Below are 24,086 nucleotides of genomic sequence, written 5' to 3'. Positions count from 1 at the left end.
GTCATTGAAAAGTTAGACGACGCTGGCAATTTCTTCTTCAGTTAACGGACGATATTCACCGGGGGCTAAATCAGCATCCAGCGTAATACCGCCAATACGTTCACGATGCAGCTCAACCACGTGGTTACCCACGGCGGCGAACATGCGTTTCACCTGATGATAACGCCCTTCGCTGATGGTCAGACGAACCTGCGTTGGGGTAATCACTTCCAGCACCGCAGGCTTAGTGAGATCTTTTTCGTTATGCAGCTGCACGCCTTTAGCAAATTGCTCTGCCGTATCGTCAGCTACAGGTGATTCCAGTGTCACCAGATAGGTCTTCTCGCAATGATGGCGCGGAGAAGTAATGCGGTGCGACCACTGACCATCATCAGTCATCAGCACCAGACCGGTGGTATCAATATCCAACCGCCCCGCCGCATGCAGTTTCCACGCTACCGGTTCATCAAGAAAATAGAGCACCGTTGGGTGATCAGGGTCGTCCGTGGAGCAAACATAGCCCTGAGGCTTATTGAGCATGAAGTAACGTGGACCGTGTTGCTGCGCCAGCGGGTTGCCATCGTAAGCGACATCATGTTCAGGAAGCAGTTTGAACGCTGCATTACGGACGATTTCGCCATCGACGGTGACACGATTGCCGCGGATTTCACGCCCGGCAATAGCACGGCTAACGCCGAGTTGCTGTGCGATAAATTTATCAAGTCGCATGTGTGTGATTTTGCCTGTAAAAACGGAGGTCGGGCATTGACCCGAAAATCTGAACTGTTGTCTGCCCAGTATAGCGGTCTAATAACATCCCTCAAGGGAAAAAGATCCATGGCATACTATTAGCAGAATAATCTACCTACGCGAGACCATGATTTTTACACTTCGCCCATATCAGCAAGAAGCCGTGGATGCCACGCTCAACCATTTTCGTCGTCATAAAACCCCTGCCGTTATCGTGCTGCCCACCGGCGCAGGTAAAAGCCTGGTGATAGCGGAACTGGCACGGCTGGCTCGTGGTCGCGTGCTGGTGCTGGCACACGTTAAAGAACTGGTGGCGCAAAACCATGCAAAGTATCAGGCGCTGGGGCTGGAAGCCGATATTTTTGCCGCCGGGCTAAAGCGCAAAGAGAGCCACGGTAAAGTGGTATTTGGCAGCGTGCAGTCTGTCGCCCGTAATCTTGATGCCTTTCAGGGTGAATTTTCGCTGTTGATTGTCGATGAATGTCACCGTATTGGTGACGATGAAGAGAGCCAGTATCAGCAAATCCTCACTCACCTGACAAAAGTGAATCCCCACTTACGCCTGCTGGGGCTGACTGCCACGCCTTTTCGATTGGGCAAAGGCTGGATCTACCAGTTTCATTATCACGGCATGGTACGCGGCGATGAGAAAGCCCTTTTCCGTGACTGCATTTATGAGCTGCCGCTGCGTTATATGATTAAACACGGCTATCTGACGCCGCCAGAACGACTGGATATGCCAGTAGTGCAATACGATTTCAGCCGCTTGCAGGCACAGAGTAACGGGCTGTTCAGCGAAGCCGATCTCAACCGTGAGCTGAAAAAACAACAACGTATTACCCCGCACATCATCAGCCAGATTATGGAGTTTGCTGCAACGCGCAAAGGGGTGATGATTTTTGCCGCGACGGTTGAACACGCAAAAGAGATTGTGGGATTACTGCCTGCCGAAGATGCAGCACTGATTACTGGCGACACCCCCGGCGCTGAGCGCGATGTGTTAATTGAAAATTTTAAAGCCCAGCGTTTTCGCTATCTGGTCAACGTCGCGGTACTGACCACCGGATTTGACGCCCCGCACGTCGATCTTATCGCCATTCTGCGCCCTACCGAATCAGTGAGTCTTTACCAACAAATTGTCGGGCGCGGTCTGCGTCTCGCTCCGGGCAAGACTGATTGCTTAATTCTTGATTATGCGGGTAATCCTCACGATCTCTACGCGCCGGAAGTTGGTACACCAAAAGGCAAAAGTGACAACGTTCCGGTACAGGTTTTCTGCCCTGCCTGCGGTTTTGCCAACACCTTTTGGGGGAAAACGACCGCCGACGGGACATTGATTGAACACTTTGGTCGTCGCTGTCAGGGATGGTTTGAAGATGACGACGGTCATCGCGAACAATGTGACTTCCGTTTCCGTTTTAAAAATTGCCCGCAATGTAACGCGGAAAACGATATTGCCGCCCGCCGCTGCCGCGAATGTGACACCGTACTGGTTGATCCGGACGATATGTTAAAAGCGGCGCTACGACTGAAAGACGCGCTGGTATTACGCTGTAGCGGCATGTCTTTGCAACATGGGCACGACGAGAAAGGCGAATGGTTGAAAATCACCTATTACGATGAAGACGGCGCGGATGTGAGTGAGCGTTTCCGTCTGCAAACACCTGCCCAGCGTACCGCCTTCGAGCAGCTTTTTATCCGCCCGCATACGCGCACACCGGGCATCCCGCTGCGCTGGATCACCGCCGCCGATATCCTCGCCCAGCAAGCCTTATTGCGACACCCGGATTTTGTCGTCGCCCGCATGAAAGGCCAGTACTGGCAGGTGCGTGAAAAAGTGTTCGATTACGAAGGTCGTTTTCGTCTGGCGCACGAATTACGCGGTTAATGGTAGTTTTGATTGATGTATAAGGCGATTGAGTATAGAATCTCGCCCGCTTTTGCATACGCAAAGCAGATCACTTACCTGTTGCTGGGTCGCCTGTAGCAGGATTAATTTAAGAGAGAAAGAAATGTTTACTATCAACGCAGAAGTACGTAAAGAGCAGGGTAAGGGTGCGAGCCGCCGCCTGCGTGCCGCTAACAAGTTCCCGGCAATCATCTACGGTGGCAAAGAAGCGCCGCTGGCTATCGAGCTGGATCACGACAAAGTCATGAACATGCAAGCTAAAGCTGAATTCTACAGCGAAGTTCTGACCATCGTTGTTGACGGTAAAGAAATCAAAGTTAAAGCTCAGGACGTACAGCGTCACCCGTACAAACCGAAGCTGCAGCACATCGACTTCGTTCGCGCTTAATTGCTGAATAAGTTGTAAAAAACCCCGCTCCGGCGGGGTTTTTTGTATCTGCAGATTATGCCTGATTACGGTATTGCTATTTTTTGCAGGCCAGATAAGGCGTTCACGCCGCATCTGGCATTCAGAACACAAAACCGATTAATTGCCGCCAGACGTCCGGCGCTGCAATTGGTCGCGCAAATTCGGCGGCGTGCCTTTAATGGTCAAGGTATCGGTTGCTGGATCCCAGAAGATGCGTTCACCTAACAGCATCGCATCAAAGTTAATAGTCAAGCCACCGCCGCTACCGGCAAACTTCGTCAACTGACGCAGTGTGCTACGGTCTGCCGGGAAGCTCTCTTCCAGTTCGTAGCCTTTTTCAGCCGCAAACTCCGTGAAGCTCACTTCGCTTACGCCTGCCAGCTCTTTCGACAGCGATTTCAGTTCGATCTCTTCGCCTGCCTGCAGCTGCTCATTACAGTAGCTATAAACCTGCTGGCGCACGTTCTGTCGCTCTGCTTTATCCAGTTGTGCTTCGGCAGTGAAATCATCAACCGCTTGCAACAGCCCACGGTTTTGCGCTTTCGCGTTTAACCCTTCGCTGGCCCCGAGGAAATCCATAAAGAAATCCGCCACTTTGCGCCCTACTCGCCCTTTCAGGAAAGTGAGATAGCGGGTGGACTCTGGATTGGTTTCCCATTCGGTTAAATCGATACGCGCAACAATATCCGCATGATTGATATCAAGATAATGGGTTGGGTTGATGTCGAGATTTTCGTTAACGCGCATACTGCTCAGGTTGCTCAGAACTGCCACCAGCAAATACTCCACCGCCAGATAGCGATAGTGGCAAAACAGCACGAATCCACCGTCAGCAAAAGGATATTTCGCTAATTCGTCACGCAGGCGGCCGGTTGCCGCGCGGCTAAATGCCAGGAAGTCCTCTTCGCCCTGACGCTGTAAGCGCAGCGTCTGCGCCAGTTCACTCTCTTCGCTAAACAAGCCGTAAGCTTTATTTTTGGCGCTATAGACCCGATGCAGTTCTGCCACCATCTCAACGACGGTTTCTGTCGGTTCCAGCAATGAATCGCGCAACACCAGCTCAAGGTTCTGCTCATCACGCTTGATAAGCTGGTGCAGAGCAATCTGGTTGATATCCAGACTCATGATAAACTCTCCTTTAAGACCGGGCGGTATTCAACCACCGCCGGTTAAGCGACGCAATAAAAGATGGCGGTCATTTTACAGAAGGCAGCGTAACGAGAATGATTTAACGCATAAAAAAGCAGAAAAAAAACCGTTGCTACGGTAATATGTTGCCCTTTCATCAACTAACTGATTTCGATTTATGCCACAAATTTCCCGCTACAGTGATGAACAGGTTGAACAATTGCTCGCAGAGCTGCTCAACGTACTGGAAAAACATAAGGCTCCGACCGACCTTTCCCTGATGGTGTTAGGCAACATGGTCACTAACCTTATCAACACCAGCATTGCCCCGGCCCAACGCCAGGCAATTGCCAACTCTTTTGCCCGCGCCTTACAGTCCTCTATCAACGAAGACAAAGCGCACTAAGGGAAACAGATAACAGGTTATGGTAACTCATCGTCAGCGCTACCGTGAAAAAGTCTCCCAGATGGTCAGTTGGGGGCACTGGTTTGCACTGTTCAATATTCTGCTTTCGCTCGTCATTGGCAGCCGTTACCTGTTTATCGCCGACTGGCCGACAACGCTTGCTGGTCGCATTTATTCCTACGTAAGCATTATCGGCCATTTCAGCTTCCTGGTGTTCGCCACCTACTTGCTGATCCTCTTCCCGCTGACCTTTATCGTCGGCTCCCAGAGGCTGATGAGGTTTTTGTCCGTCATTCTGGCAACGGCGGGAATGACGCTATTACTGATCGATAGCGAAGTCTTTACTCGTTTCCATCTCCATCTTAATCCCATCGTCTGGCAACTGGTTATCAACCCAGACGAAAATGAGATGGCGCGCGACTGGCAGCTGATGTTCATCAGCGTGCCGGTTATTTTATTGCTTGAACTGGTGTTTGCGACGTGGAGCTGGCAAAAGCTGCGCAGCCTGACGCGTCGTCGACGCTTCGCGCGCCCGCTGGCCGCATTCTTATTTATCGCCTTTATCGCCTCGCATGTGGTGTATATCTGGGCCGATGCCAACTTCTATCGCCCGATCACCATGCAGCGCGCTAACCTGCCGCTTTCGTACCCGATGACGGCGCGACGTTTTCTTGAGAAGCATGGTCTGCTTGATGCGCAGGAGTATCAACGCCGTCTTATTGAGCAAGGTAATCCAGACGCCGTTTCCGTTCAGTATCCGTTAAGCGAACTGCGCTATCGCGATATGGGCACCGGGCAGAATGTGCTGTTGATTACTGTCGATGGCCTGAACTACTCACGCTTCGAGAAGCAGATGCCTGCGCTGGCAGGTTTTGCTGAGCAAAATATTTCGTTCACGCGCCATATGAGCTCCGGCAACACTACAGACAACGGCATCTTTGGCCTGTTCTATGGCATCTCGCCGAGCTATATGGACGGCATTCTGTCGACCCGTACGCCTGCGGCATTAATTACTGCGCTTAATCAGCAAGGCTATCAGCTGGGGTTATTCTCATCAGATGGCTTTACCAGCCCGCTGTATCGCCAGGCATTGTTGTCAGATTTCTCGATGCCGAGCGTACGCACCCAATCCGACGAGCAGACCGCCACGCAGTGGATCAACTGGCTGGGACGCTACGCACAAGAAGATAACCGCTGGTTCTCGTGGGTTTCTTTCAATGGTACTAACATTGACGACAGCAATCAGCAGGCATTTGCACGGAAATATAGCCGGGCGGCAGGCAATGTCGATGACCAGATCAACCGCGTGCTCAATGCACTGCGTGATTCTGGCAAACTGGACAATACGGTGGTGATTATCACTGCCGGTCGGGGTATTCCACTGAGCGAAGAGGAAGAAACCTTTGACTGGTCCCACGGTCATCTGCAGGTGCCATTAGTGATTCACTGGCCAGGCACGCCGGCGCAGCGTATTAATGCTCTGACTGATCATACCGATCTGATGACGACGCTGATGCAACGCCTGCTACATGTCAGCACACCTGCCAGCGAATATTCGCAAGGTCAGGATTTGTTCAACCCTCAACGCCGTCATTACTGGGTTACCGCAGCGGATAACGATACGCTGGCAATTACCACCCCGAAAAAGACGCTGGTACTGAACAATAACGGTAAATACCGCACTTACAACTTACGTGGTGAAAGAGTGAAAGATGAAAAACCACAGTTAAGTTTGTTATTGCAAGTGCTGACAGACGAGAAGCGTTTTATCGCTAACTGATTAATTATAAATCAGTTAGCGAAATATCTTACTTGCAATCGGTGTGGAAAACGGTAGTATTAGCAGCCACGAGTCGGCACGTAGCGCAGCCTGGTAGCGCACCGTCATGGGGTGTCGGGGGTCGGAGGTTCAAATCCTCTCGTGCCGACCAAAAATCCCAAGAAAAAACCAACCCTTACGGTTGGTTTTTTTATATCTGCAATTAATTCGATAAACAGACCGTGACACATCACAGCCTGTTTATTTTCTGTTATCAGAACGTCCAGACCACACCCGCCTGAGTATTCCACGGCGATTCTACCCCTGCGCCATTGCCATAGCTGACTGACAAATGACCGCTTAACGTCGGGGTAAACGATGACCTTATACCAGCCTGATAAACGCCACTGGTTCCAGCCACATCATTATTAAATTTGCCATCGTCATTAACTTTCACCTGGTTAGAATCGGCGTATTCCTGACGCACGGCCGCTTTCAGCCAGGGTTCCAGCGTCGTACCGTTTTGCAGGTCCATGTGATAGCTTACCGCCGTTCCCGCTTCAGCGCGTAATATCCGGGTATTTCCCACATCCGCGCGCATGCCGTTTGATAACGTGTAGTCCTGACCATCTGTGGTAAAGCCGGTAAAGGCCAGATAGGGTCTAACACTCCACAATCCGTCAACCCAACGGAACCCGCTCTCAACATGAGCACCCGCGCCGTTACTATTGTAATCGCCAAACGCTGTTGCCCCATTACTCATCTTGCCATGGATGGTGTTGGCAAAACGGTCAACTTTCACCACCCCATCAACATAGGCACCGTTCTGATGCTCCCAACCGGCATAAGCCCCCAGGGTATAGCTATCGATATTACCTTTGCCGCCGCGATCAAAACCAATATCAGAATGAGAGTAACCAAAGATCAAGCCGCGAATTGTACTGCTTTCTTCACGGGAGAAACGGCTATCGATACCGAGCGTCAGGCCCGTCAATGTTTGCTCAAAACCAGCTCCCGCATCAGTGGTCACGTTGTTGCGGGTGTTAATTGCCGAACTCCACATCGCCGTATCGTAACTAACGCCTTTTACGCTACCAAGACGCTCACGCACGGTGTCCAGTTCTGCATCAAATACCAGCGGTTGTGCGGCCGCCATATTCAGCACATCAGTGGTTGAAGGGGTAATTTGCGCGCGATTCTCTGCCAGACTCCAGCTATGGTTGCCATTATCCAGCAAGGTATATTCATACGTACCGATATCAACAACGCCTCCGGCATTGCCCAACGTAAATGCAGCATCACCGCCGCCCGTTGTTACCAGTGTAAGGCTATCTCCTGCTGCCGGGCTGGCACCGGTGTCCGTCACGAATATTTTGAAATCACCTGTTGCCTGACCGGTGACGTTGAGCTGATCGCTCTGATGATTAGCCATATCGGTACGCATATAAAAATTGCCGTTTCCCGACAGGGTATTGGTGGTCAACGTAATGAAATTTTCCGCACTTGCCGTCACTGATGAACGAGTCACTGGCTCATCCATCATAATCACATTTGCGTCAGACATCGCAAGGTTGGCTAAGTTGAGGAGGGTGTTTTGGTTCGTCGTAGTGATATCGGCAATGATGGTCCATACGCTATTTTCGAGCGAAACGTCCGCTTTGCTGGTATCCACGGCACCATGCGTTCTAAAAGAAGCGCCCTCAGAAACCACTACCTTACCCACCAACATTGCGGGTGCATAATTTATTTGCGGCTTCATGACCTCAAGAATGCCATCATTCCCTCTGACTGAAACGTTAACCATTGTGCCAGCCCAGACGTTAGCGCGGCCATTGTTGATAACCATATTTTCAGAGATGGCTTTTGAGGAATACGTGATACTTCCATTCTGATATGATCGACCGAGATCATATACCGCATTTGCCTGCACTTTCGTACCAGTATCCTTTCCCAGCGATTGCATAGTGGCATGCTTATCAAGGATAGTATCAATGGCCTGCGTGTCCTCCATAACAATGAGCCCGGAACCATCATCCAGTTCATAATTTTTTGACACACCATCTTTTATACTAAATTGGCCTTTACTGTTTGGACCACTCACTTCCAGCGCATTCGTTGAGACAATTAATTTTCCGCCTGCTTTTTTATCAACGCCAGTTACAGTCCCGCCATCCATAACCTCCAGTAAGCCGCCACTATCTACAGTGGTATTATAAGCGAAGTCATTTTCTTCAACTCGCAAACTTCCGCCGTTTTCCAACAACATATTATTAGCAATACCATTCTTGATATCGAACTGACCGAGACGGTTTGTTCCGAATACCTCCATGGCCCGCGTGGTTGTTTTAATAGCACCGCCTGCTTTCTGATCTACCGCAAATGCAAATCCCCCCTCTTTAACCTCCAGTAGTCCTCCCTTTTCGATAGCGACAAAGACGGCCCCCCCATCTTTTTCAACGATTAAGCGCCCGCCTTTAATCGTGGTATCATTCGCTGCGCCATAAACCTGTAGCACACCATTATTGAGCGTAGTCTGGTTTGCCGCGCCACCCATTTGAACAATTTGATAACCGTCATTTAATACTGAGTATTCTGCGGCGCCATTCATTTCAATGTACTGATACCCTCCGTTAATTTCAGTATTATTACTTACACCAAATTCTTTTATATGCTGTTCTCCGCCAGGATTGATTTTCGTATTATTGGCGGTCCCATAAACCAGCTGGATATCTTTTTCCAGGACAACACCATCAACTGTCTCACCATACTCAACAGTTGATGCCAATGCTATGGGTGAATATAAGGAAGGTGCGAATAAGCGGGGAAATTCTTCTCGGCTGACTCAGTCATTTCATTTCTTCATGTTTGAGCCGATTTTTTCTCCCGTAAATGCCTTGAATCAGCCTATTTAGACCGTTTCTTCGCCATTTAAGGCGTTATCCCCAGTTTTTAGTGAGATCTCTCCCACTGACGTATCATTTGGTCCGCCCGAAACAGGTTGGCCAGCGTGAATAACATCGCCAGTTGGTTATCGTTTTTCAGCAACCCCTTGTATCTGGCTTTCACGAAGCCGAACTGTCGCTTGATGATGCGAAATGGGTGCTCCACCCTGGCCCGGATGCTGGCTTTCATGTATTCGATGTTGATGGCCGTTTTGTTCTTGCGTGGATGCTGTTTCAAGGTTCTTACCTTGCCGGGGCGCTCGGCGATCAGCCAGTCCACATCCACCTCGGCCAGCTCCTCGCGCTGTGGCGCCCCTTGGTAGCCGGCATCGGCTGAGACAAATTGCTCCTCTCCATGCAGCAGATTACCCAGCTGATTGAGGTCATGCTCGTTGGCCGCGGTGGTGACCAGGCTGTGGGTCAGGCCACTCTTGGCATCGACACCAATGTGGGCCTTCATGCCAAAGTGCCACTGATTGCCTTTCTTGGTCTGATGCATCTCCGGATCGCGTTGCTGCTCTTTGTTCTTGGTCGAGCTGGGTGCCTCAATGATGGTGGCATCGACCAAGGTGCCTTGAGTCATCATGACGCCTGCTTCGGCCAGCCAGCGATTGATGGTCTTGAACAATTGGCGGGCCAGTTGATGCTGCTCCAGCAGGTGGCGGAAATTCATGATGGTGGTGCGGTCCGGCAAGGCGCTATCCAGGGATAACCGGGCAAACAGACGCATGGAGGCGATTTCGTACAGAGCATCTTCCATCGCGCCATCGCTCAGGTTGTACCAATGCTGCATGCAGTGAATGCGTAGCATGGTTTCCAGCGGATAAGGTCGCCGGCCATTACCAGCCTTGGGGTAAAACGGCTCGATGACTTCCACCATGTTTTGCCATGGCAGAATCTGCTCCATGCGGGACAAGAAAATCTCTTTTCTGGTCTGACGGCGCTTACTGCTGAATTCACTGTCGGCGAAGGTAAGTTGATGACTCATGATGAACCCTGTTCTATGGCTCCAGATGACAAACATGATCTCATATCAGGGACTTGTTCGCACCTTCCATAACGCTGTAGCCACCAGAACAGATATTGCGGAACGACAAAGAGAAACAGAACCAGATTGATGCATTGAGCTTTCATCCTATGAAATTAATTGCTGTTAAAAGCATTGGGTACAGAAAATACCCATAGCTCCATACCCGGAGTCAGTTTTTAAAAACTGTTTAAAGAAATGCACAAGTATTGTGATTGATTTTTTAGTTGTTTTTCTTGATGAGAAGCTGATGCAAAATTCCGTCTTTATAATGAAAATGATGCCAAAGCGAACGACAAGGTTGTAGTTTTCACTACATGTCCATACATAAAATGGGGTAACATTCACGCGCCTGGTAGCGTTACCAACGCTACGCTCAAACATAATGATTCTAATAAAACCTCAGGAGACTACTATGCCTGAAGCAACACCTTTTCAGGTGATGATTGTGGATGATCATCCACTTATGCGACGCGGTGTTCGTCAGTTACTGGAGCTTGATCCTGGCTCTGAAGTGGTCGCCGAAGCGGGCGACGGCGCGAGCGCTATCGATCTGGCGAATAGACTGGATATCGACGTGATCTTGCTGGATCTCAATATGAAAGGTATGAGTGGCCTGGATACTCTCAATGCCTTGCGCAGGGATGGCGTTACCGCGCAAATTATTATCCTGACCGTATCCGATGCCTCCAGCGATGTCTTTGCGCTGATAGACGCAGGCGCAGACGGTTATCTGTTGAAAGACAGCGACCCGGAAGTATTGCTGGAAGCGATTCGTGCCGGAGCGAAAGGCAGCAAAGTCTTTAGCGAACGCGTCAATCAGTACTTACGTGAACGTGAAATGTTTGGCGCGGAAGAAGATCCCTTCAGCGTGCTGACGGAGCGCGAGCTGGATGTTCTGCACGAGCTGGCACAGGGGCTGTCAAATAAACAGATTGCCTCGGTGTTGAATATTTCCGAGCAGACAGTAAAAGTACATATTCGCAATCTGCTGCGTAAACTCAATGTCCGCTCACGCGTGGCGGCCACCATTCTGTTCCTGCAACAACGCGGGGCACAATAAAAATAGCCCGATGGATTTATCATCGGGCTGAGATTTATGACAAACGCAAAACTGCCTGATGCGCTACGCTTATCAGGCCTACGTGGATCGATCAATTTATTGAATTTACACAATTTTGTAGGCCGGATAAGGCGTTCACGCCGCATCCGGCATAAACTAAGCGCACTTTGTCAACAGTCTAGCCCGATGGCATCACCATCGGGCCTCTTTTTATTTACTCTCCTGCGGCGACAAATGTTGCATCGCCTGCGCGATACTACGTTCAATCACCGCACGGCGAGTATCGTTGGCAGGTAAGAGTTTCAACATCATCTCCCACGCGGCAACGGCTTCGCCAAATCGCTGCTGCTCAAAGGCATTAAACGCATACATGCTTAGCACACGGATATTGCTATGGTCCGTTCTCACCAGCTGACGTAGCAGTTCACCGCCGAGGCGGTTGTCGTTGGGATCAGATGAACGAGTCAACGCTTCAGCGTATCCCAGTGCAGCATCACTGTTTTTCGGATCGAGGCGATACGCAGTGGCGTATGCATCGGTGGCGATACTGGCGTTACCCAGCGCCATGCCAACGCGGCCCAACATAATCCAGCCTTCTATATCTCCCGGATTTTTTTGCAGTTGAGTACGCATCCCCAGCGCAAGACGCGACATCTCTTCTTCGTTGAGCGGATCGGCTTTCGGATCCAGCGCCCTGTCCAGCAACGCCGGAGCCTGTGCCGTGGCCTGCTGCCAGATTTTCACCTGCTGATAATTGCCAGTCTGGTAGTAGCTGACGCCAGCCACAATTAACGCCACCACAATACCCGGCAGATAAACAACATATCCGGCACGCTTACCTTCCGGCACGCTTTGTTCAGGAAACGCTTCCGGCACCACGCGTACCCGACGCCGCGAGCGGGCGTATATGACCCAACCGCCAATGCCAATAGCCACTACTGGCAGCACCCACAGCAGCACGGTCAGCGGCGTTAACGGCGGATCGTAAGTGACGAAGTTGCCGTAACGCGCCACCATATAATCGACAATCTCTTTTTTACTTTTACCTTCCTGCATCAGTTCATACACTTTCTGACGCAGGTCGGTGGCAATCATCGAGTTGGAATCGGCAATGCTGTTGTTCTGGCATTTCGGGCAGCGCAGTTCTTCAGTGAGCTGACGGAACTGTTGTTCCTGTGCTTCATCTTTAAACTGCAACACATCGATGGTCGCCAGCGCTGAGCCGGAGATCATCAGCATCAGCACGCCCAATAAAAACCTCATTGTGCGGCCTCCTTACTGTATTTCTCCCACAGCGGCTTGATCTCTTCTTCCCAGACGCGAGGATTCAGATCGCCCGCATGGCGATAGCGAATGATGCCGTTGCCGTCAATAAGAAACGTTTCTGGCGCGCCATAGACACCGAGATCCAGCCCTAACATGCCATCGCCATCAAACAGGCTTAGCGCGTAAGGATTGCCCAGCTCTTTCAGCCAGCTGATTGCCTTCTGGCGATCGTCTTTATAGTTCATGCCGACCACGCGGATGCCCTGCGCAGAAAGCTGATTCAGATATTGATGTTCCGCACGGCAGGTCGGACACCAGGTCGCCCAGACGTTAAGCAGTACTGGTTTGCCCTGAGTCAGCACATCCGCCTGATAAAACTGCCCCGGATTGTCCAGTGATTCGAGACGAAACTTCGGCACAGGCTTGCCAATGAGCGCCGATTCCAGATTGGTCGGATCATCCCCTTCGGCATTACGCGCCAGCTGCCACAGCAGCGCCGCGGCAATCGCCAGGAAGATAATCAACGGAATTAACAATACTTTGCGCTTCATACGGCCTCCGGCGCAGTTTTTTGCGGACTCACGCGCTTACGATAGCGAGGATCAAACAGACACAGCAGTCCGCCCAACGCCATCATCAGCCCGCCCGCCCAAATCCAGCGAACAAATGGTTTGTAGTAAAGACGCACGGCCCACGCGCCGTTTTCCAGCTCTTCACCGAGGGCCGCGTACAGGTCACGCGTGATGCCGCCGTCAATTGCCGCTTCGGTCATCATCGACCCGGCAGTGTTGTAATAACGTTTTTCCGCATACAGCACCGTTTCCGGCTTGCCATCGCGCGTTACGCCGATAGTCGCCACACCGCCACGCCAGTTCGGGCCAGTCACCTCTTTGACATCACGGAAGGTGAAGCGATATTCATGAATATCGACGCTATCGCCGGACTTCATGCGCACATCACGCTCAACGCTATAGTTCTGGCTAAAGGCAATGCCAACAATTGTCACTGCCAGCCCAAGGTGAGCCGCCACCATCCCCCAATAACTGAAGGTGGTTTTCGTGCCGCGTGAAATACGTAGCGCAGCTTCCGCAATTGCCAGCACCGCAATCCAGCAGGCCATTGCCAGGCCGAGCACCGTCATCGCCACAACTTTGCTTTCGAACAGCCACGGCAACAGCAGCGACAGCACCAGCGTAGAGATGAAGGCGATAATCAATAAATTGCGGATCTTACGCGGGCGATCCCGCCCCCAGCGCACCAGAGGACCGACACCAAGCAGTAGCGCAAACGGCACCATCAGCCAGGTAAACATGGTGTTGAAGAACGGTTCGCCAATCGAAATACTGCCCAGTCCCAGTTGCTTATGCACCAACGGCAGCAGCGTCCCCAGCAACACCACCAGCATCGCAGCGACCAGCAAAACATTGTTCGCTAACAGCAAAGATTCCCGCGACCACAGCGCATTGTTTACGCGTGAGCGAACTTTGTGTCCACGCGCGGCAAACAGCAGCAGCGAACCGCCAATCACCAGCACCATAAAGGCGAGGATAAACATACCGCGCGCCGGATCAGACGCAAACGCGTGTACCGATACCAGCACGCCGGAACGCACGAGGAAAGTCCCCAACAGACACAACGAGAAGGCACTGATTGCCAGCAGTAATGTCCACGCTTTGAAGCTGGCGCGTTGTTCAGTGACCGCCAGTGAGTGCATCAGCGCAGTCCCCACCAGCCACGGCATAAACGAGGCGTTTTCTACCGGATCCCAGAACCACCAGCCACCCCAGCCGAGTTCGTAATAGGCCCATGCGGAACCGAGCACGATGCCGAGCGTCAGGAAGATCCACGCTGCCAGCGTCCACGGACGAGTAAAACGCGCATAAGTGCTGTCCAGACGCCCGCTCAGCAAAGAAGCAATGGCAAAAGCAAACGCCACCGAGAAACCCACGTACCCCATATAAAGCAGAGGCGGATGGAAGATCAGCCCCGGATCCTGCAATAGCGGGTTAAGATCGCGACCTTCAATCGGGAAGTTCGGCAACGTGCGAGAGAACGGGTTAGAGGTAAAGAGAATGAACAGCAAAAAGCCGACACTGACCATCCCCATTATCGCCAGTACACGGGCCACAATATCCAGCGGAATACGCTGACTAAAAATCGCCACCGCAAAGGTCCAGCCGCTCATCAGCAGCACCCACAGCAGTAGCGAGCCTTCATGCGCGCCCCAGGTAGCCGCCACGCGATACCACACCGGAAGCTGGGTATTGGAGTTGCTGGCAACATAGGTGACGGTGAAGTCGTTGACCACGAAAGCATTGACCAGCACCAGAAATGCGCCAGCCACAGACATAAACAGCAGCCAGGCAAACAAGCGGGAAGACGCCATCATGCGCGCATCTCCGCGCGCCACGCCCCATAGCGGATACACGGACAGCAGCAGCGCAATTCCCAGCGCCAGGCACAGCAGTCCGTTACCAATTTCTGGCATCATGATGCTGGGTCCTTATAAACACTCGCCGGGCGACGGTGGTTAGCTTCCATCGCTTTCTCAACTTCTGGCGGCGTATAGTTTTCATCGTGTTTCGCCAGCACTTCTTTCGCGAGGATATGATTGCCTTTTTCCAGTTCGCCCTGCACCACAACGCCCTGCCCTTCACGGAACAGATCCGGCAAAATGCCTTCGTAAGAGACATCCACTGAGCCTTCAGCATCGTAAATGGTGAAGGTCACTTTCAGCGAATTGGGATCGCGCTGCACACTACCCGGCATCACCATCCCGCCAACGCGCAGACGCTGACCGACTTCCGGCATTTGCTGAGTTTCACGCTTGCCGTAGAGAATTTCCCCCGGCGTATAAAAGAGATCGATATTCGAGCGCAGCGCATATAGCACCAGACCGATAGTCAGCGCCAGCCCTGCCAACACGGCACAGGCAATCCACAAGCGGTTTTTACGGCGAATATTCATGCAGCCTCCTGCTGTTGCGCAGCACGTAAACGCGCCTCACGCGCCCGCTGTTGCGCCACGCCACGCAGAATTGCGCGATGTTGCATCACCGAGTGCACGACCAAAACCACCAGCGGAATAACGGTCATCACCACCGCCAGCCAGACAAAAAAGGCGTAACCGCCCATTGCGAAAAATTCATTCCAGGAAGCAAATGCAGGGGTCATTTACGGCCTCTTTTCAGTATCAGTTCACTCACCCACGGACGGCGTTTTTCCATCAGCAAAATCAAATTACGCATCCGCATCAGCGTCAGCGTGGCAGACAGGAGCAGGAAGCCAAAAATCGACCAGCGCAGCGGCGAACGCATCGCCGGATCGATACTTTGCTGCATCCGCGTTGATCCCTGATGCAGGGTGTTCCACCACTCCACGGAGTAATGAATAATCGGCAGATTCACCACGCCAATCAGCACCAGGATACCTGCCGCACGGCCCGCCAGACGGCGGTCGTCGAAGGCGTGCCACAGGGCAATCACACCCACATACAAAAACAGCAGCACCAGTTCAGAAGTCAGACGTGCATCCCATACCCACCAGGTGCCCCACATCGGTTTTCCCCATGCAGAGCCGGTAACCAGGGCAATAAAGGTAAACACGGCACCAATGGGGGCCATCGCCGCCACCGCCAGGTTGGCCATTTTCATCTGCCAGACAAGGCCAATAAACGCTGCCACTGCCATTGATGCATAAATGCCCATCGACCAGATCGCCGCAGGCACATGCAGGTAGATAATGCGGTAGCTATTTCCCTGCTGATAATCAGCCGGAGCAAAGCCGAATCCCCAGATCCAGCCGACGGTAAGCACGACCACACTGGCAATTGCCAGCCACGGTATAAACCAGCCACAGATTTGATACAGCCGTGGTGGGATCGCCAGTTGATGCAGTGTTTTCCACATAGTTTCGATACCAGACTCGAACAAAAATCAGTAATCCAGCGTTATTGAATGCTGATTCGTAACGCTGCCGCCGTCGCAAAAGGACTTAATGTCGCGGTGCCTGCCAGCAACGCGCCTAAAATTGCCAGATACCCGTCAACGGGCAAATGCATAGAAGCCGCGTCCATCGCGGCGGTGGCAAAGATGAGTAATGGGATAGTCAGCGGTAACACCAGTATGCTGAGCAGCACACCACCGCGCTTAAGTCCCACTGTCAGCGCCACGCCCGGTGCACCGAGAAAGCCAAGCGTAGGCGTTCCCAGCAGCAGCGTCAGCGCCATCACTTGCCAGCCATAAACATCCATTCCCAGTAGCATTGCTACCAGTGGCGAAAGGATGAGTAACGGCAGACCGGTTACCATCCAGTGCGCCATCACCTTCGCCAGCACAACGGCGGGCAAGGGTAACGGCAACAACATCAATTGTTCAAGACTGCCGTCCTGCAAATCGTCACGGAACAGTCGTTCCAGCGCCAGCAAGGATGAAAGCAGCGCAGCAACCCAGATAATGCCCGGTGCAATACGCGCCAGCAGTTGCGGCTCCGGACCGATACTGAGCGGAAAAAGGGTAATTACAATCAGGAAGAACCACAGCGGGTTGGCGATTTCGGCGCTATGGCGAAACGCTACACGCAGCTCAAGACGGAAAATGCGCCAGAACATCATGCGGCCCTCGTTTGCGTCAGTGAAATGCGGCGAATTTTACTTTCAGCAACGTTGAGCGGCTGGTGGGTAGTCAGAATCACAATCCCCCCCTGCTCCGTATGCTGCGCCATACGCTGGGTCAGACGATCGACACCGTTAACGTCAATCGCGGTAAAAGGCTCGTCGAGGATCCATAACGTGGCACGGGTCAGCCACAGACGCGCTAAAGCGACGCGGCGTTGTTGCCCGGCCGAGAGCTGATTTACAGGAATATCTTCGAATCCGGCAAGCCCGGCCTGCGCCAGGGCTTCCAGACATTGTGCGGTATCGCCATCGCGATGATAAAAGTGCAGATTTTCTAACGCCGTCAGCCGGGTTTTGATCCCCGGCTGATGGCCTATCCATAACAGGTTTTGATGGTAGCTGTCGCGTACCTGATGCAAGGGCTGCCCTTGCCAGAGAACCTCGCCTGCGTCAGGGCGAGACAACCCCGTCAGCAAACGGAGAAGCGTTGTCTTCCCCGCGCCGTTGCTACCGGTGATTTGTACCCACTCTCCTGCGTTCAGCGTAAATGACAAGCCACTAAATAAGGTTCGTTCATCCCGCTCACAAAGTAACTCTCTGGCTTCAAGCATACCCACGCAATAACCCTGTTAAAAACCTGGCTCGACTTCACGCATATCGGGCAGCTTGTGCGCTATCCCTTTATGGCAATCAATACAGGTTTGCCCATCTTTCACCGCCTGGTCATGCATCTTCGCGGCAACCGATTTCTGGGCGGTTGTATCCATATACTCGAAGTTGTGACAGTTACGGCACTCCTGCGAGTTATTGTCCTTCATGCGCCGCCACTCATTCTGTGCCATCGTCAGACGATGAGCTTCAAATTTCTGCGGCGTGTCAATAACGCCAAAAATTTTACCATACAGCTCTTTACTTGCTTTGAGCTTGCGTATCATCTTCGGCACAAACTCGTGCGGAACGTGACAATCCGGACAGGTCGCACGGACGCCGCTACGGTTGTTGTAGTGCACGGAATCCATGTATTCCTGATACACCGTGTTGCGCATTTCGTGGCAGCTAATGCAGAACTCTTCGGTATTGGCTTTTTCCATCCCGGTGTTAAAGCCACCCCAGAAGACGATGCCGCCAACAAAACCGATCAACAGCAGCGTCCCCAGCGCCAGACGGCTGGGGGTACGCCACCATTTCCACAGGCGCTTAATCAGACCAGGCTTACGGTCAGAATTTCCCATAATAACCTCTTATTTCCCGTAACCTTTTGATGGGGTAAAGGTATTCCCCACGATTGGCGCGGTATCGGCCTGCGGTACGTGACATTGCAGACAGAAATAACGACGCGGAGCCACTTCCGCGCCCACTTTGCCGTCGCTGTCCATAAAGTGAGTAGGACTGATACGCGGCGCGCCAGTGGTGCGATAGCTTTCGACACCGTGGCACTGCAAGCAGCGATTGGTATTGGTCGTTACCTGATAACCTTCAACGCTATGCGGGATCATTGGCGGCTGATTCACATAGTTCAGCGGCATCCGATCCTGCTCTTTTGGCATCCGAATGGCCCCTTCCTGTGTCCCGGATACTTCCGGCGACTGGCTAAAATCGACGCCATTAGCCGCCCAAACCGCGCCGCTTACCACCAGGGCCAGCATCGCCGTCCATTGACACAGCGCTTTCTTCAGGTCATGGCTTTTCATGATTTCGCTCCCGAACTCCATCGTGTAGTTATTGTAAATACATCCTCAGAACAGACATCCACGCAGCGACCGCACGTCATGCAATCGCGGCTGGTGACCTGCACCGGGCTTTGTTCATCCAGCACCGGGGCACGTAGCACATGCGGTTCCGGGCAAACATGAAAACAATCCATACAGCGGTTACATTTCTGCCGATCGGTGGCCGCAACGGTAATCACACCTTTGCTACCCAGCACGCCATACAGCGCGCCAACCGGACAAATGTGCCCGCACCAGCCGTGTTCAACGACCAGTAGATCAAATAAAAACAGCGCGAGAATAAGCAGCGCGCCGCTGCCGAAGCCCATTACCAGGCTACGCCCCATCAGAGAAACGGGGTTGATCCATTCCCAAATGAGCGTGCCAGTTAAGGCTGATCCCACCAGAATGACCACCAACAGCACGTAGCGAATGTGGCGAGGGATCGTCGCAGACTGATTGAGGTCAAAGCGCCTGCGTAACCAGTTCGCTAAGTCGGTAATCGGGTTCAGCGGGCAGACCCAGCTGCAAAATAATCGCTTTCCCGCCAGGGCGTAGAGCACGGTGATAATCACCGCACCGGTCAACGCCACCGTGGCAGGCAGATGACCACTGGCAAGACTTTGCAGCGTCATCAGCGGATCGGTCAGCGGAACGGTGTCGAATAACAGGCTACTGCTGTAGTTGCCGTGCAAGATCCACACACCAAACCATGGACCGCTCAAAAACATCCCCAGCACGAAGAACTGACAAAGGCGACGTAACACCAGCCAACGGTGACTGCGCCACCAGCCTTTTTTCTCCAGCGCCTCGCGCCCGGCGTCACGTTTACGATTTGCCATTGTTCCCCTCCAGCCAGCCGAAGCGGTAATGGTGACCTAACTCCCCTTTCGCCAGTGACAGCGGTAACACCTTGATTGCCGGTTGTTCCAGCACGCATACTTTTTCGCACTTACCGCAACCGGTACAGGCGTCGCTGTGAACCGTCGGCAGAAAGCGGGCGTGCTTACCGGTACGCGTGTTGCGCTCCAGCTCCAGGGTGATGGCCTCATCAATTTTCGGGCATTCGCGATAACAAACATCGCAGCGCAGCCCCTGAAAGTTGAGACAGTTTTCCTGGTCCACCAGTACCGCCAGCCCCATCCGCGCGTCGTCGATCGATTCAATCTCACGATCCAGCGCACCGCTTGGGCACACTTTGGCGCACGGAATGTCCTCACACATTTCGCAAGGAATATCCCGTGCGACAAAATATGGCGTGCCCGCCGACAGACCAGAGGCCAGCGTCGCCAGTTTTAAGGTGTCGTAAGGGCAAGCCTGAACACACTGACCGCAACGCACACAGGCACTGGCAAAGGCGTTCTCGTTTATGGCTCCGGGCGGGCGCAACCGCACGCCAGATGCGCGTGCGGTTTGCTGTTGTAACCCCAGCGCCACACCCACGGCAGCCAGCCCGCCTGCTGTGCGAACGACATCGCGCAGAAAGCGGCGGCGACCATTTTGAGGTTTCGCTGACCGGGACATAATGGCTTACACCTTCTCCAGTTTGACCGCGCACTTCTTGAAGTCCGTCTCTTTCGAGAGCGGATCGGTCGCATCCAGCGTCAGTTTGTTAACCAACTGTGCGGCGTCGAAGAACGGCATGTACACCAGGCCCTGTGGCGGACGGTTACGACCGCGCGTTTCAACAATCGAGATCACTTCGCCACGGCGAGAAACCACTTTCACTTTGTCGCCACGGCGCAGATCGCGCGCTTTCGCATCCAGCGGGTGAATAAACAGGACCGCTTCCGGGAAGGCGCGGTGCAGTTCTGGTACACGGCGAGTCATACTGCCGGTGTGCCAGTGCTCCAGAACGCGTCCGGTAGAGAGCCACAGGTCGTACTCTTCATCCGGTGCTTCCGCCGCCGGTTCGAATGGCAGTGCGAAGATCACCGCTTTGCCATCCGGTTTACCGTAGAACTTATAGCCTTCGCCCGCTTTCACGTACGGGTCGTTACCTTCGCTGTAACGCCACTGCGTTTCTTTACCGTTCACCACCGGCCAGCGCAGACCGCGCGCTTTGTGGTAGTCATCGAACGGTGCCAGATCGTGACCGTGACCGCGACCAAACCATGCGTACTCTTCGAACAGCCCTTTTTGCAGATAGAAGCCCAGCTCGCGGGATTCATCGTTCAGCTGATCTTCCGCCAGTTCGGATACCGGGAATTTGCTCACTTCCGGTGTGGCATACAGCACTTCGTACAGCGTTTTGCCACGCAGTTCCGGTTTCTTCGCCAGCAGATCTTCCGGCCATACTTCTTCAGTTTTGAAGCGGCGGGAGAACTGGACTAACTGCCAGAGATCCGATTTCGCTTCGCCCGGTGCCTGTACCTGTTGACGCCAGAACTGAGTACGGCGTTCGGCGTTACCGTAAGCGCCCTCTTTCTCTACCCACATTGCGGTCGGCAGGATCAAGTCGGCGGCCAGCGCACTGACTGTCGGATACGGATCGGAGACGATGATGAAGTTGCGCGGATCGCGCCAGCCCGGCATACGCTCTTCATTGATGTTCGGCCCGGCCTGCATGTTGTTGGTACACATGGTCCAGTAAACATTCAGTTTGCCGTCTTTCAGCGCACGGTCTTGTGCCACCGCGTGCAGACCGATTTTCGCCGGAATGGTGCCGCTCGGGATATTCCACTTCTTCTCGCAGATATCACGGTGTTTCTCGTTGGTCACCACCATGTCCGCAGGCAGACGGTGAGCAAAGGTGCCCACTTCACGCGCAGTACCACACGCAGAAGGTTGCCCGGTCAGGGAGAACGGACCGCAACCCGGCTGGGAAATTTTGCCGGTCAGCAGGTGCAGGTTGTAGACCAGGTTGTTAGCCCACACGCCACGAGTATGCTGGTTGAAGCCCATCGTCCAGTAGGAGATGACTTTCTTGTTCGGATCGGCATACAGCTGCGCCAGTTGTTCTAACTGGTCTTTCGGCACGCCGGTCATTTCGGCAGTTTTTTCCAGCGTATACTCGGCAACGAAGGCTTTGTAATCTTCAAAGCTCATCGGTTCGGAGGCGTCAGAACCCGGATTCTTCGCTGCTTTTTCCAGCGGATGGGTCGGACGTAAACCGTAGCCGATGTCCGTCGCCCCTTTGCGCAGGTTAACGTGCTTGCTGAAGAAGTCCTGATTTATCGCATTGTTTTGAATGATATAGTTGGCGATGTAGTTCAGGATCACCAGGTCAGATTGCGGCGTAAAGATGATGCCGTTATCCGCCAGCTCGAAGCTACGATGCTGGTAGGTAGAAAGCACCGCCACGGTGACGTTCTGGTTAGAGAGACGACGGTTAGTGATGCGCGACCAGAGGATCGGGTGCATTTCCGCCATGTTTGCGCCCCACAGCACAAACGCGTCAGCCTGCTCGATGTCGTCATAGCAGCCCATCGGCTCATCCATACCAAAGGTACGCATAAAGCCAACTACTGCCGACGCCATACAGTGACGCGCGTTCGGGTCGATGTTGTTCGAACGGAAGCCCGCTTTAAACAGCTTGGACGCGGCATAACCTTCCCAGATAGTCCACTGACCAGAACCGAACATACCGATCGATTCCGGCCCTTTTTCTTTCAGGGCGGTTTTGAATTTCTCTTCCATCACATCGAAGGCCTGATCCCAGGTGATTGGGGTAAATTCGCCTTCTTTGTCATATTTACCGTTTTTCATACGCAGCAGCGGCTGCGTCAAACGGTCTTTACCGTACATGATTTTGGGCAGGAAATAGCCCTTAATGCAGTTCAGGCCACGGTTAACCGGTGCGTCCGGGTCGCCCTGACAGGCCACCACACGTCCCTGCTGCGTTCCGACCAGAACGCCGCAACCAGTACCGCAGAAACGGCACGGCGCTTTATCCCATTTGATGGCTTCCTGCTGACCAACAACGGCGCGGGCAACGCCCGGCACGCTGAGACCGGCAGCCGCCGCAGCGGCCGCAACGGCGTTAGCTTTCATAAAGCTACGACGACTGAGTTTCATGGTGTTTCCTCACCTTGCTCTTCCTGCTGGTGATAAACCAGCGACACCGCCAGCACGCCCTCTACGTTGCGTACTGACTCAATGGTTTGGATCAGCGTTTCGCTGTCTTCTGCTTCCACCACCACAATCAACTGACCGCTCGGCGCGTCGCTGACAGCAACTTCACAGCCGGGAAAGGCGTTCAGTTGGGTGCTGATGTCTGAAATTCGTTCGCTTTTGGCCTGCACGACCAGGCTGCAAACTTGCCAGTTAGTGTGCATGGAGATACTCCGCAGTTATGGCTGATACCGGACAGCTGGCTGCACATGCTCCACATCCGTTGCAAAGTTGGCTATTAAGTTGCGGCTGGTAGATCCCGGAGAGCGTCGGGCGAAAGATAATTGCCATTGGCTCACAGCTATCCTGACAGCGGCGGCATTCAACTGACTGATACGCCAGGCACGCGTCCCCGATGGTGAACTGCAAATCCCAGGCCCTGGTGTGGCGCGGAGAAAATAGCGATTCGGGGCAAGCCTGCGCGCAGGCGTAACAGAAGCTGCACTCGTTATTTTTGAAATTAACGCTCGGATAGCCGCCCGCGCCGCGTTGCAGAATGTTGTTTTCACAAGCATTAATACAGGCGTCGCAGCGGGTGCAATGGGTCAGAAAATGAGATTCATCACCGGACCAGGGCGGACGGATACCGTTACTGGCTTTGCGCCAGCGACCAGTGAGTATGCCCCGACGGGATGCATCAATCTTCACATTGACCTTCCATCATTAACGCGCTCTGAAAATTGAGAGCGACCAAATAAACCGCATAATTAATAAGCCATTTTTATAGCCGCTAAGATATTAAAGGATGTGTCAAAGATGCATACCCCGATCGGGGTAAAACCTGTAGCAGGATCAAAAGAGTGGCGGGAAGCGTGGCAAAAACGGGCTTTTGCTCACATTTCAAATGGTTATAAATATATTTATATAGCGATTGATTCACCAGAGATATTTCTGCTGGTTTGCTCTCTCATTAGAATTTAACACTAAAAGAGCAGGTAAAATTGTCTGAATGTTCTTTAAGTTATTCATAAAGCAAATTAATAAATCTGATGAATATGTTAACCTTCAGCGA

Annotated in this window: 24 protein-coding genes, 1 tRNA gene and 2 pseudogenes; 7 read left to right on the top strand and 20 right to left on the bottom strand. The window is 52.8% G+C overall.

The genetic code is table 11. From position 1 onward, the window contains the following. Window positions 1-12: 12 nt before the first annotated feature. Window positions 13-708 carry a 16S rRNA pseudouridine(516) synthase RsuA gene (gene rsuA, locus KXD89_RS07640; protein WP_001234850.1) on the bottom strand — a complete coding sequence of 232 codons (696 nt, stop codon included), beginning with the start codon at window positions 706-708 and terminating at the stop codon, window positions 13-15. Window positions 709-856: 148 nt separating this feature from the next. Here rsuA and KXD89_RS07635 point away from each other — a divergent pair, with 148 nt between their 5' ends. Both KXD89_RS07635 and rplY read left to right on the top strand, forming a co-directional pair. Continuing rightward, the gene (locus KXD89_RS07635; RefSeq protein WP_000578061.1) at window positions 857-2,617 is read left to right on the top strand and encodes a DEAD/DEAH box helicase; all 1,761 of its coding nucleotides are present in this window, start codon (window positions 857-859) and stop codon (window positions 2,615-2,617) included. Between the two features lie 124 nt (window positions 2,618-2,741). Beyond that, window positions 2,742-3,026 (top strand): 50S ribosomal protein L25, encoded by a 285-nt coding sequence (gene rplY, locus KXD89_RS07630; protein ID WP_000494183.1) that lies wholly within the window; start codon window positions 2,742-2,744, stop codon window positions 3,024-3,026. Window positions 3,027-3,164: 138 nt separating this feature from the next. Here rplY and yejK read toward each other — a convergent pair whose 3' ends face one another. Continuing rightward, window positions 3,165-4,172, bottom strand: coding sequence for a nucleoid-associated protein YejK (gene yejK, locus KXD89_RS07625; protein ID WP_000050793.1), 1,008 nt, complete (start codon window positions 4,170-4,172; stop codon window positions 3,165-3,167). 181 nt (window positions 4,173-4,353) lie between these two features. Here yejK and KXD89_RS07620 point away from each other — a divergent pair, with 181 nt between their 5' ends. From KXD89_RS07620 to KXD89_RS07610, 3 genes are all read left to right on the top strand, one after another. Next, window positions 4,354-4,581 carry a YejL family protein gene (locus KXD89_RS07620; protein WP_001135667.1) on the top strand — a complete coding sequence of 76 codons (228 nt, stop codon included), beginning with the start codon at window positions 4,354-4,356 and terminating at the stop codon, window positions 4,579-4,581. Window positions 4,582-4,600: 19 nt separating this feature from the next. Continuing rightward, window positions 4,601-6,361, top strand: a complete 1,761-nt coding sequence (gene yejM, locus KXD89_RS07615) for an LPS biosynthesis-modulating metalloenzyme YejM (RefSeq protein WP_000256203.1) — start codon at window positions 4,601-4,603, stop codon at window positions 6,359-6,361. A 74-nt stretch (window positions 6,362-6,435) separates the two neighbouring features. Further along, window positions 6,436-6,512: transfer RNA gene (locus KXD89_RS07610), tRNA-Pro, on the top strand. Window positions 6,513-6,614: 102 nt separating this feature from the next. On the opposite strand, the pseudogene yejO reads toward KXD89_RS07610, so the two are convergent. From yejO to KXD89_RS22550, 3 genes and pseudogenes are all read right to left on the bottom strand, one after another. After that, window positions 6,615-9,158 (bottom strand): annotated as a pseudogene (gene yejO / locus KXD89_RS07605) (autotransporter YejO); the annotation flags it as partial. Between the two features lie 131 nt (window positions 9,159-9,289). Continuing rightward, on the bottom strand, window positions 9,290-10,270 hold the full coding sequence (locus KXD89_RS07600) for an IS5-like element IS5 family transposase (RefSeq protein WP_000019403.1): 981 nt from the start codon (window positions 10,268-10,270) through the stop codon (window positions 9,290-9,292). Window positions 10,271-10,336: 66 nt separating this feature from the next. Beyond that, window positions 10,337-10,405, bottom strand: a pseudogene (locus KXD89_RS22550) (hypothetical protein); the annotation flags it as partial. A 319-nt stretch (window positions 10,406-10,724) separates the two neighbouring features. Between KXD89_RS22550 and narP the strand changes: the two are divergent. Continuing rightward, the gene (gene narP, locus KXD89_RS07595) at window positions 10,725-11,372 is read left to right on the top strand and encodes a nitrate/nitrite response regulator protein NarP (RefSeq protein WP_001113639.1); all 648 of its coding nucleotides are present in this window, start codon (window positions 10,725-10,727) and stop codon (window positions 11,370-11,372) included. 210 nt (window positions 11,373-11,582) lie between these two features. On the opposite strand, the gene ccmH is transcribed toward narP, so the two are convergent. Genes ccmH through napF form a run of 15 tightly spaced genes read right to left on the bottom strand, consistent with a single transcriptional unit; the run spans window position 11,583 to window position 23,722 of the window. Continuing rightward, on the bottom strand, window positions 11,583-12,635 hold the full coding sequence (gene ccmH, locus KXD89_RS07590; RefSeq protein WP_001211575.1) for a cytochrome c-type biogenesis thiol:disulfide oxidoreductase CcmH: 1,053 nt from the start codon (window positions 12,633-12,635) through the stop codon (window positions 11,583-11,585). Then, complete coding sequence (gene dsbE, locus KXD89_RS07585) at window positions 12,632-13,189, bottom strand: thiol:disulfide interchange protein DsbE (protein ID WP_000824439.1); 558 nt, start codon at window positions 13,187-13,189, stop codon at window positions 12,632-12,634. Before dsbE ends, ccmH begins: the two co-directional genes overlap by 4 nt. Next, window positions 13,186-15,129: a cytochrome c-type biogenesis heme lyase CcmF gene (gene ccmF / locus KXD89_RS07580; protein ID WP_000982447.1), complete on the bottom strand. Its 1,944-nt coding sequence runs from the start codon at window positions 15,127-15,129 to the stop codon at window positions 13,186-13,188. The genes dsbE and ccmF overlap by 4 nt, the downstream gene beginning before the upstream one ends. After that, entirely contained in the window at window positions 15,126-15,605 is a 480-nt protein-coding gene (gene ccmE, locus KXD89_RS07575; protein ID WP_001026418.1) for a cytochrome c maturation protein CcmE, read from the bottom strand. The genes ccmF and ccmE overlap by 4 nt, the downstream gene beginning before the upstream one ends. Further along, window positions 15,602-15,811 carry a heme exporter protein CcmD gene (gene ccmD / locus KXD89_RS07570; RefSeq protein ID WP_000186540.1) on the bottom strand — a complete coding sequence of 70 codons (210 nt, stop codon included), beginning with the start codon at window positions 15,809-15,811 and terminating at the stop codon, window positions 15,602-15,604. Before ccmD ends, ccmE begins: the two co-directional genes overlap by 4 nt. Continuing rightward, window positions 15,808-16,545 carry a heme exporter protein CcmC gene (gene ccmC / locus KXD89_RS07565; RefSeq protein WP_001295447.1) on the bottom strand — a complete coding sequence of 246 codons (738 nt, stop codon included), beginning with the start codon at window positions 16,543-16,545 and terminating at the stop codon, window positions 15,808-15,810. The genes ccmD and ccmC overlap by 4 nt, the downstream gene beginning before the upstream one ends. Before the next feature lie 41 nt (window positions 16,546-16,586). Continuing rightward, window positions 16,587-17,249, bottom strand: coding sequence for a heme exporter protein CcmB (ccmB, locus tag KXD89_RS07560; RefSeq protein WP_000971730.1), 663 nt, complete (start codon window positions 17,247-17,249; stop codon window positions 16,587-16,589). Next, entirely contained in the window at window positions 17,246-17,869 is a 624-nt protein-coding gene (ccmA, locus tag KXD89_RS07555) for a cytochrome c biogenesis heme-transporting ATPase CcmA (RefSeq protein ID WP_000525587.1), read from the bottom strand. Before ccmA ends, ccmB begins: the two co-directional genes overlap by 4 nt. Before the next feature lie 12 nt (window positions 17,870-17,881). Next, complete coding sequence (gene napC, locus KXD89_RS07550) at window positions 17,882-18,484, bottom strand: cytochrome c-type protein NapC (RefSeq protein ID WP_000528376.1); 603 nt, start codon at window positions 18,482-18,484, stop codon at window positions 17,882-17,884. 9 nt (window positions 18,485-18,493) lie between these two features. Further along, entirely contained in the window at window positions 18,494-18,943 is a 450-nt protein-coding gene (napB, locus tag KXD89_RS07545) for a nitrate reductase cytochrome c-type subunit (protein ID WP_000835174.1), read from the bottom strand. Further along, window positions 18,940-19,803, bottom strand: a complete 864-nt coding sequence (napH, locus tag KXD89_RS07540; protein WP_000013515.1) for a quinol dehydrogenase ferredoxin subunit NapH — start codon at window positions 19,801-19,803, stop codon at window positions 18,940-18,942. The genes napB and napH overlap by 4 nt, the downstream gene beginning before the upstream one ends. After that, window positions 19,790-20,485 (bottom strand): ferredoxin-type protein NapG, encoded by a 696-nt coding sequence (napG, locus tag KXD89_RS07535; RefSeq protein WP_000091291.1) that lies wholly within the window; start codon window positions 20,483-20,485, stop codon window positions 19,790-19,792. The genes napH and napG overlap by 14 nt, the downstream gene beginning before the upstream one ends. A 6-nt stretch (window positions 20,486-20,491) precedes the next feature. Beyond that, window positions 20,492-22,978: a periplasmic nitrate reductase subunit alpha gene (gene napA, locus KXD89_RS07530; RefSeq protein ID WP_000778061.1), complete on the bottom strand. Its 2,487-nt coding sequence runs from the start codon at window positions 22,976-22,978 to the stop codon at window positions 20,492-20,494. Then, on the bottom strand, window positions 22,975-23,238 hold the full coding sequence (napD, locus tag KXD89_RS07525) for a chaperone NapD (RefSeq protein WP_000557378.1): 264 nt from the start codon (window positions 23,236-23,238) through the stop codon (window positions 22,975-22,977). The genes napA and napD overlap by 4 nt, the downstream gene beginning before the upstream one ends. Next, window positions 23,228-23,722 carry a ferredoxin-type protein NapF gene (gene napF / locus KXD89_RS07520; protein WP_000686723.1) on the bottom strand — a complete coding sequence of 165 codons (495 nt, stop codon included), beginning with the start codon at window positions 23,720-23,722 and terminating at the stop codon, window positions 23,228-23,230. The genes napD and napF overlap by 11 nt, the downstream gene beginning before the upstream one ends. 108 nt (window positions 23,723-23,830) lie before the next feature. On the opposite strand from napF, the gene yojO reads away from it, so the two are divergent. After that, window positions 23,831-23,995: a protein YojO gene (gene yojO, locus KXD89_RS07515; protein WP_001310984.1), complete on the top strand. Its 165-nt coding sequence runs from the start codon at window positions 23,831-23,833 to the stop codon at window positions 23,993-23,995. Window positions 23,996-24,086: the final 91 nt, after the last annotated feature.

The sequence above is a fragment of the Escherichia sp. TC-EC600-tetX4 genome, assembly GCF_019356055.1.
In the GTDB taxonomy this organism is placed as follows: domain Bacteria; phylum Pseudomonadota; class Gammaproteobacteria; order Enterobacterales; family Enterobacteriaceae.
The sequence above is the reverse complement of the archived record's forward strand: the minus strand, read 5'-3'. Positions and strand labels throughout refer to the sequence as shown.

Excerpts from the sequence above, each read along its gene's own strand:
- dsbE (WP_000824439.1), bottom strand. The coding sequence starts at position 13,189 with ATGAAGCGCAAAGTATTGTTAATTCCGTTGATTATCTTCCTGGCGATT.
- yejM (WP_000256203.1), top strand. The coding sequence starts at position 4,601 with ATGGTAACTCATCGTCAGCGCTACCGTGAAAAAGTCTCCCAGATGGTC.
- napG (WP_000091291.1), bottom strand. The coding sequence starts at position 20,485 with ATGTCCCGGTCAGCGAAACCTCAAAATGGTCGCCGCCGCTTTCTGCGC.
- KXD89_RS07600 (WP_000019403.1), bottom strand. The coding sequence starts at position 10,270 with ATGAGTCATCAACTTACCTTCGCCGACAGTGAATTCAGCAGTAAGCGC.
- rplY (WP_000494183.1), top strand. The coding sequence starts at position 2,742 with ATGTTTACTATCAACGCAGAAGTACGTAAAGAGCAGGGTAAGGGTGCG.
- ccmH (WP_001211575.1), bottom strand. The coding sequence starts at position 12,635 with ATGAGGTTTTTATTGGGCGTGCTGATGCTGATGATCTCCGGCTCAGCG.
- yojO (WP_001310984.1), top strand. The coding sequence starts at position 23,831 with ATGCATACCCCGATCGGGGTAAAACCTGTAGCAGGATCAAAAGAGTGG.
- narP (WP_001113639.1), top strand. The coding sequence starts at position 10,725 with ATGCCTGAAGCAACACCTTTTCAGGTGATGATTGTGGATGATCATCCA.
- napC (WP_000528376.1), bottom strand. The coding sequence starts at position 18,484 with ATGGGAAATTCTGACCGTAAGCCTGGTCTGATTAAGCGCCTGTGGAAA.
- ccmE (WP_001026418.1), bottom strand. The coding sequence starts at position 15,605 with ATGAATATTCGCCGTAAAAACCGCTTGTGGATTGCCTGTGCCGTGTTG.
- napA (WP_000778061.1), bottom strand. The coding sequence starts at position 22,978 with ATGAAACTCAGTCGTCGTAGCTTTATGAAAGCTAACGCCGTTGCGGCC.
- napH (WP_000013515.1), bottom strand. The coding sequence starts at position 19,803 with ATGGCAAATCGTAAACGTGACGCCGGGCGCGAGGCGCTGGAGAAAAAA.
- napD (WP_000557378.1), bottom strand. The coding sequence starts at position 23,238 with ATGCACACTAACTGGCAAGTTTGCAGCCTGGTCGTGCAGGCCAAAAGC.
- KXD89_RS07620 (WP_001135667.1), top strand. The coding sequence starts at position 4,354 with ATGCCACAAATTTCCCGCTACAGTGATGAACAGGTTGAACAATTGCTC.
- KXD89_RS07635 (WP_000578061.1), top strand. The coding sequence starts at position 857 with ATGATTTTTACACTTCGCCCATATCAGCAAGAAGCCGTGGATGCCACG.
- yejK (WP_000050793.1), bottom strand. The coding sequence starts at position 4,172 with ATGAGTCTGGATATCAACCAGATTGCTCTGCACCAGCTTATCAAGCGT.
- ccmF (WP_000982447.1), bottom strand. The coding sequence starts at position 15,129 with ATGATGCCAGAAATTGGTAACGGACTGCTGTGCCTGGCGCTGGGAATT.
- rsuA (WP_001234850.1), bottom strand. The coding sequence starts at position 708 with ATGCGACTTGATAAATTTATCGCACAGCAACTCGGCGTTAGCCGTGCT.
- napB (WP_000835174.1), bottom strand. The coding sequence starts at position 18,943 with ATGAAAAGCCATGACCTGAAGAAAGCGCTGTGTCAATGGACGGCGATG.
- ccmB (WP_000971730.1), bottom strand. The coding sequence starts at position 17,249 with ATGATGTTCTGGCGCATTTTCCGTCTTGAGCTGCGTGTAGCGTTTCGC.
- ccmD (WP_000186540.1), bottom strand. The coding sequence starts at position 15,811 with ATGACCCCTGCATTTGCTTCCTGGAATGAATTTTTCGCAATGGGCGGT.
- ccmC (WP_001295447.1), bottom strand. The coding sequence starts at position 16,545 with ATGTGGAAAACACTGCATCAACTGGCGATCCCACCACGGCTGTATCAA.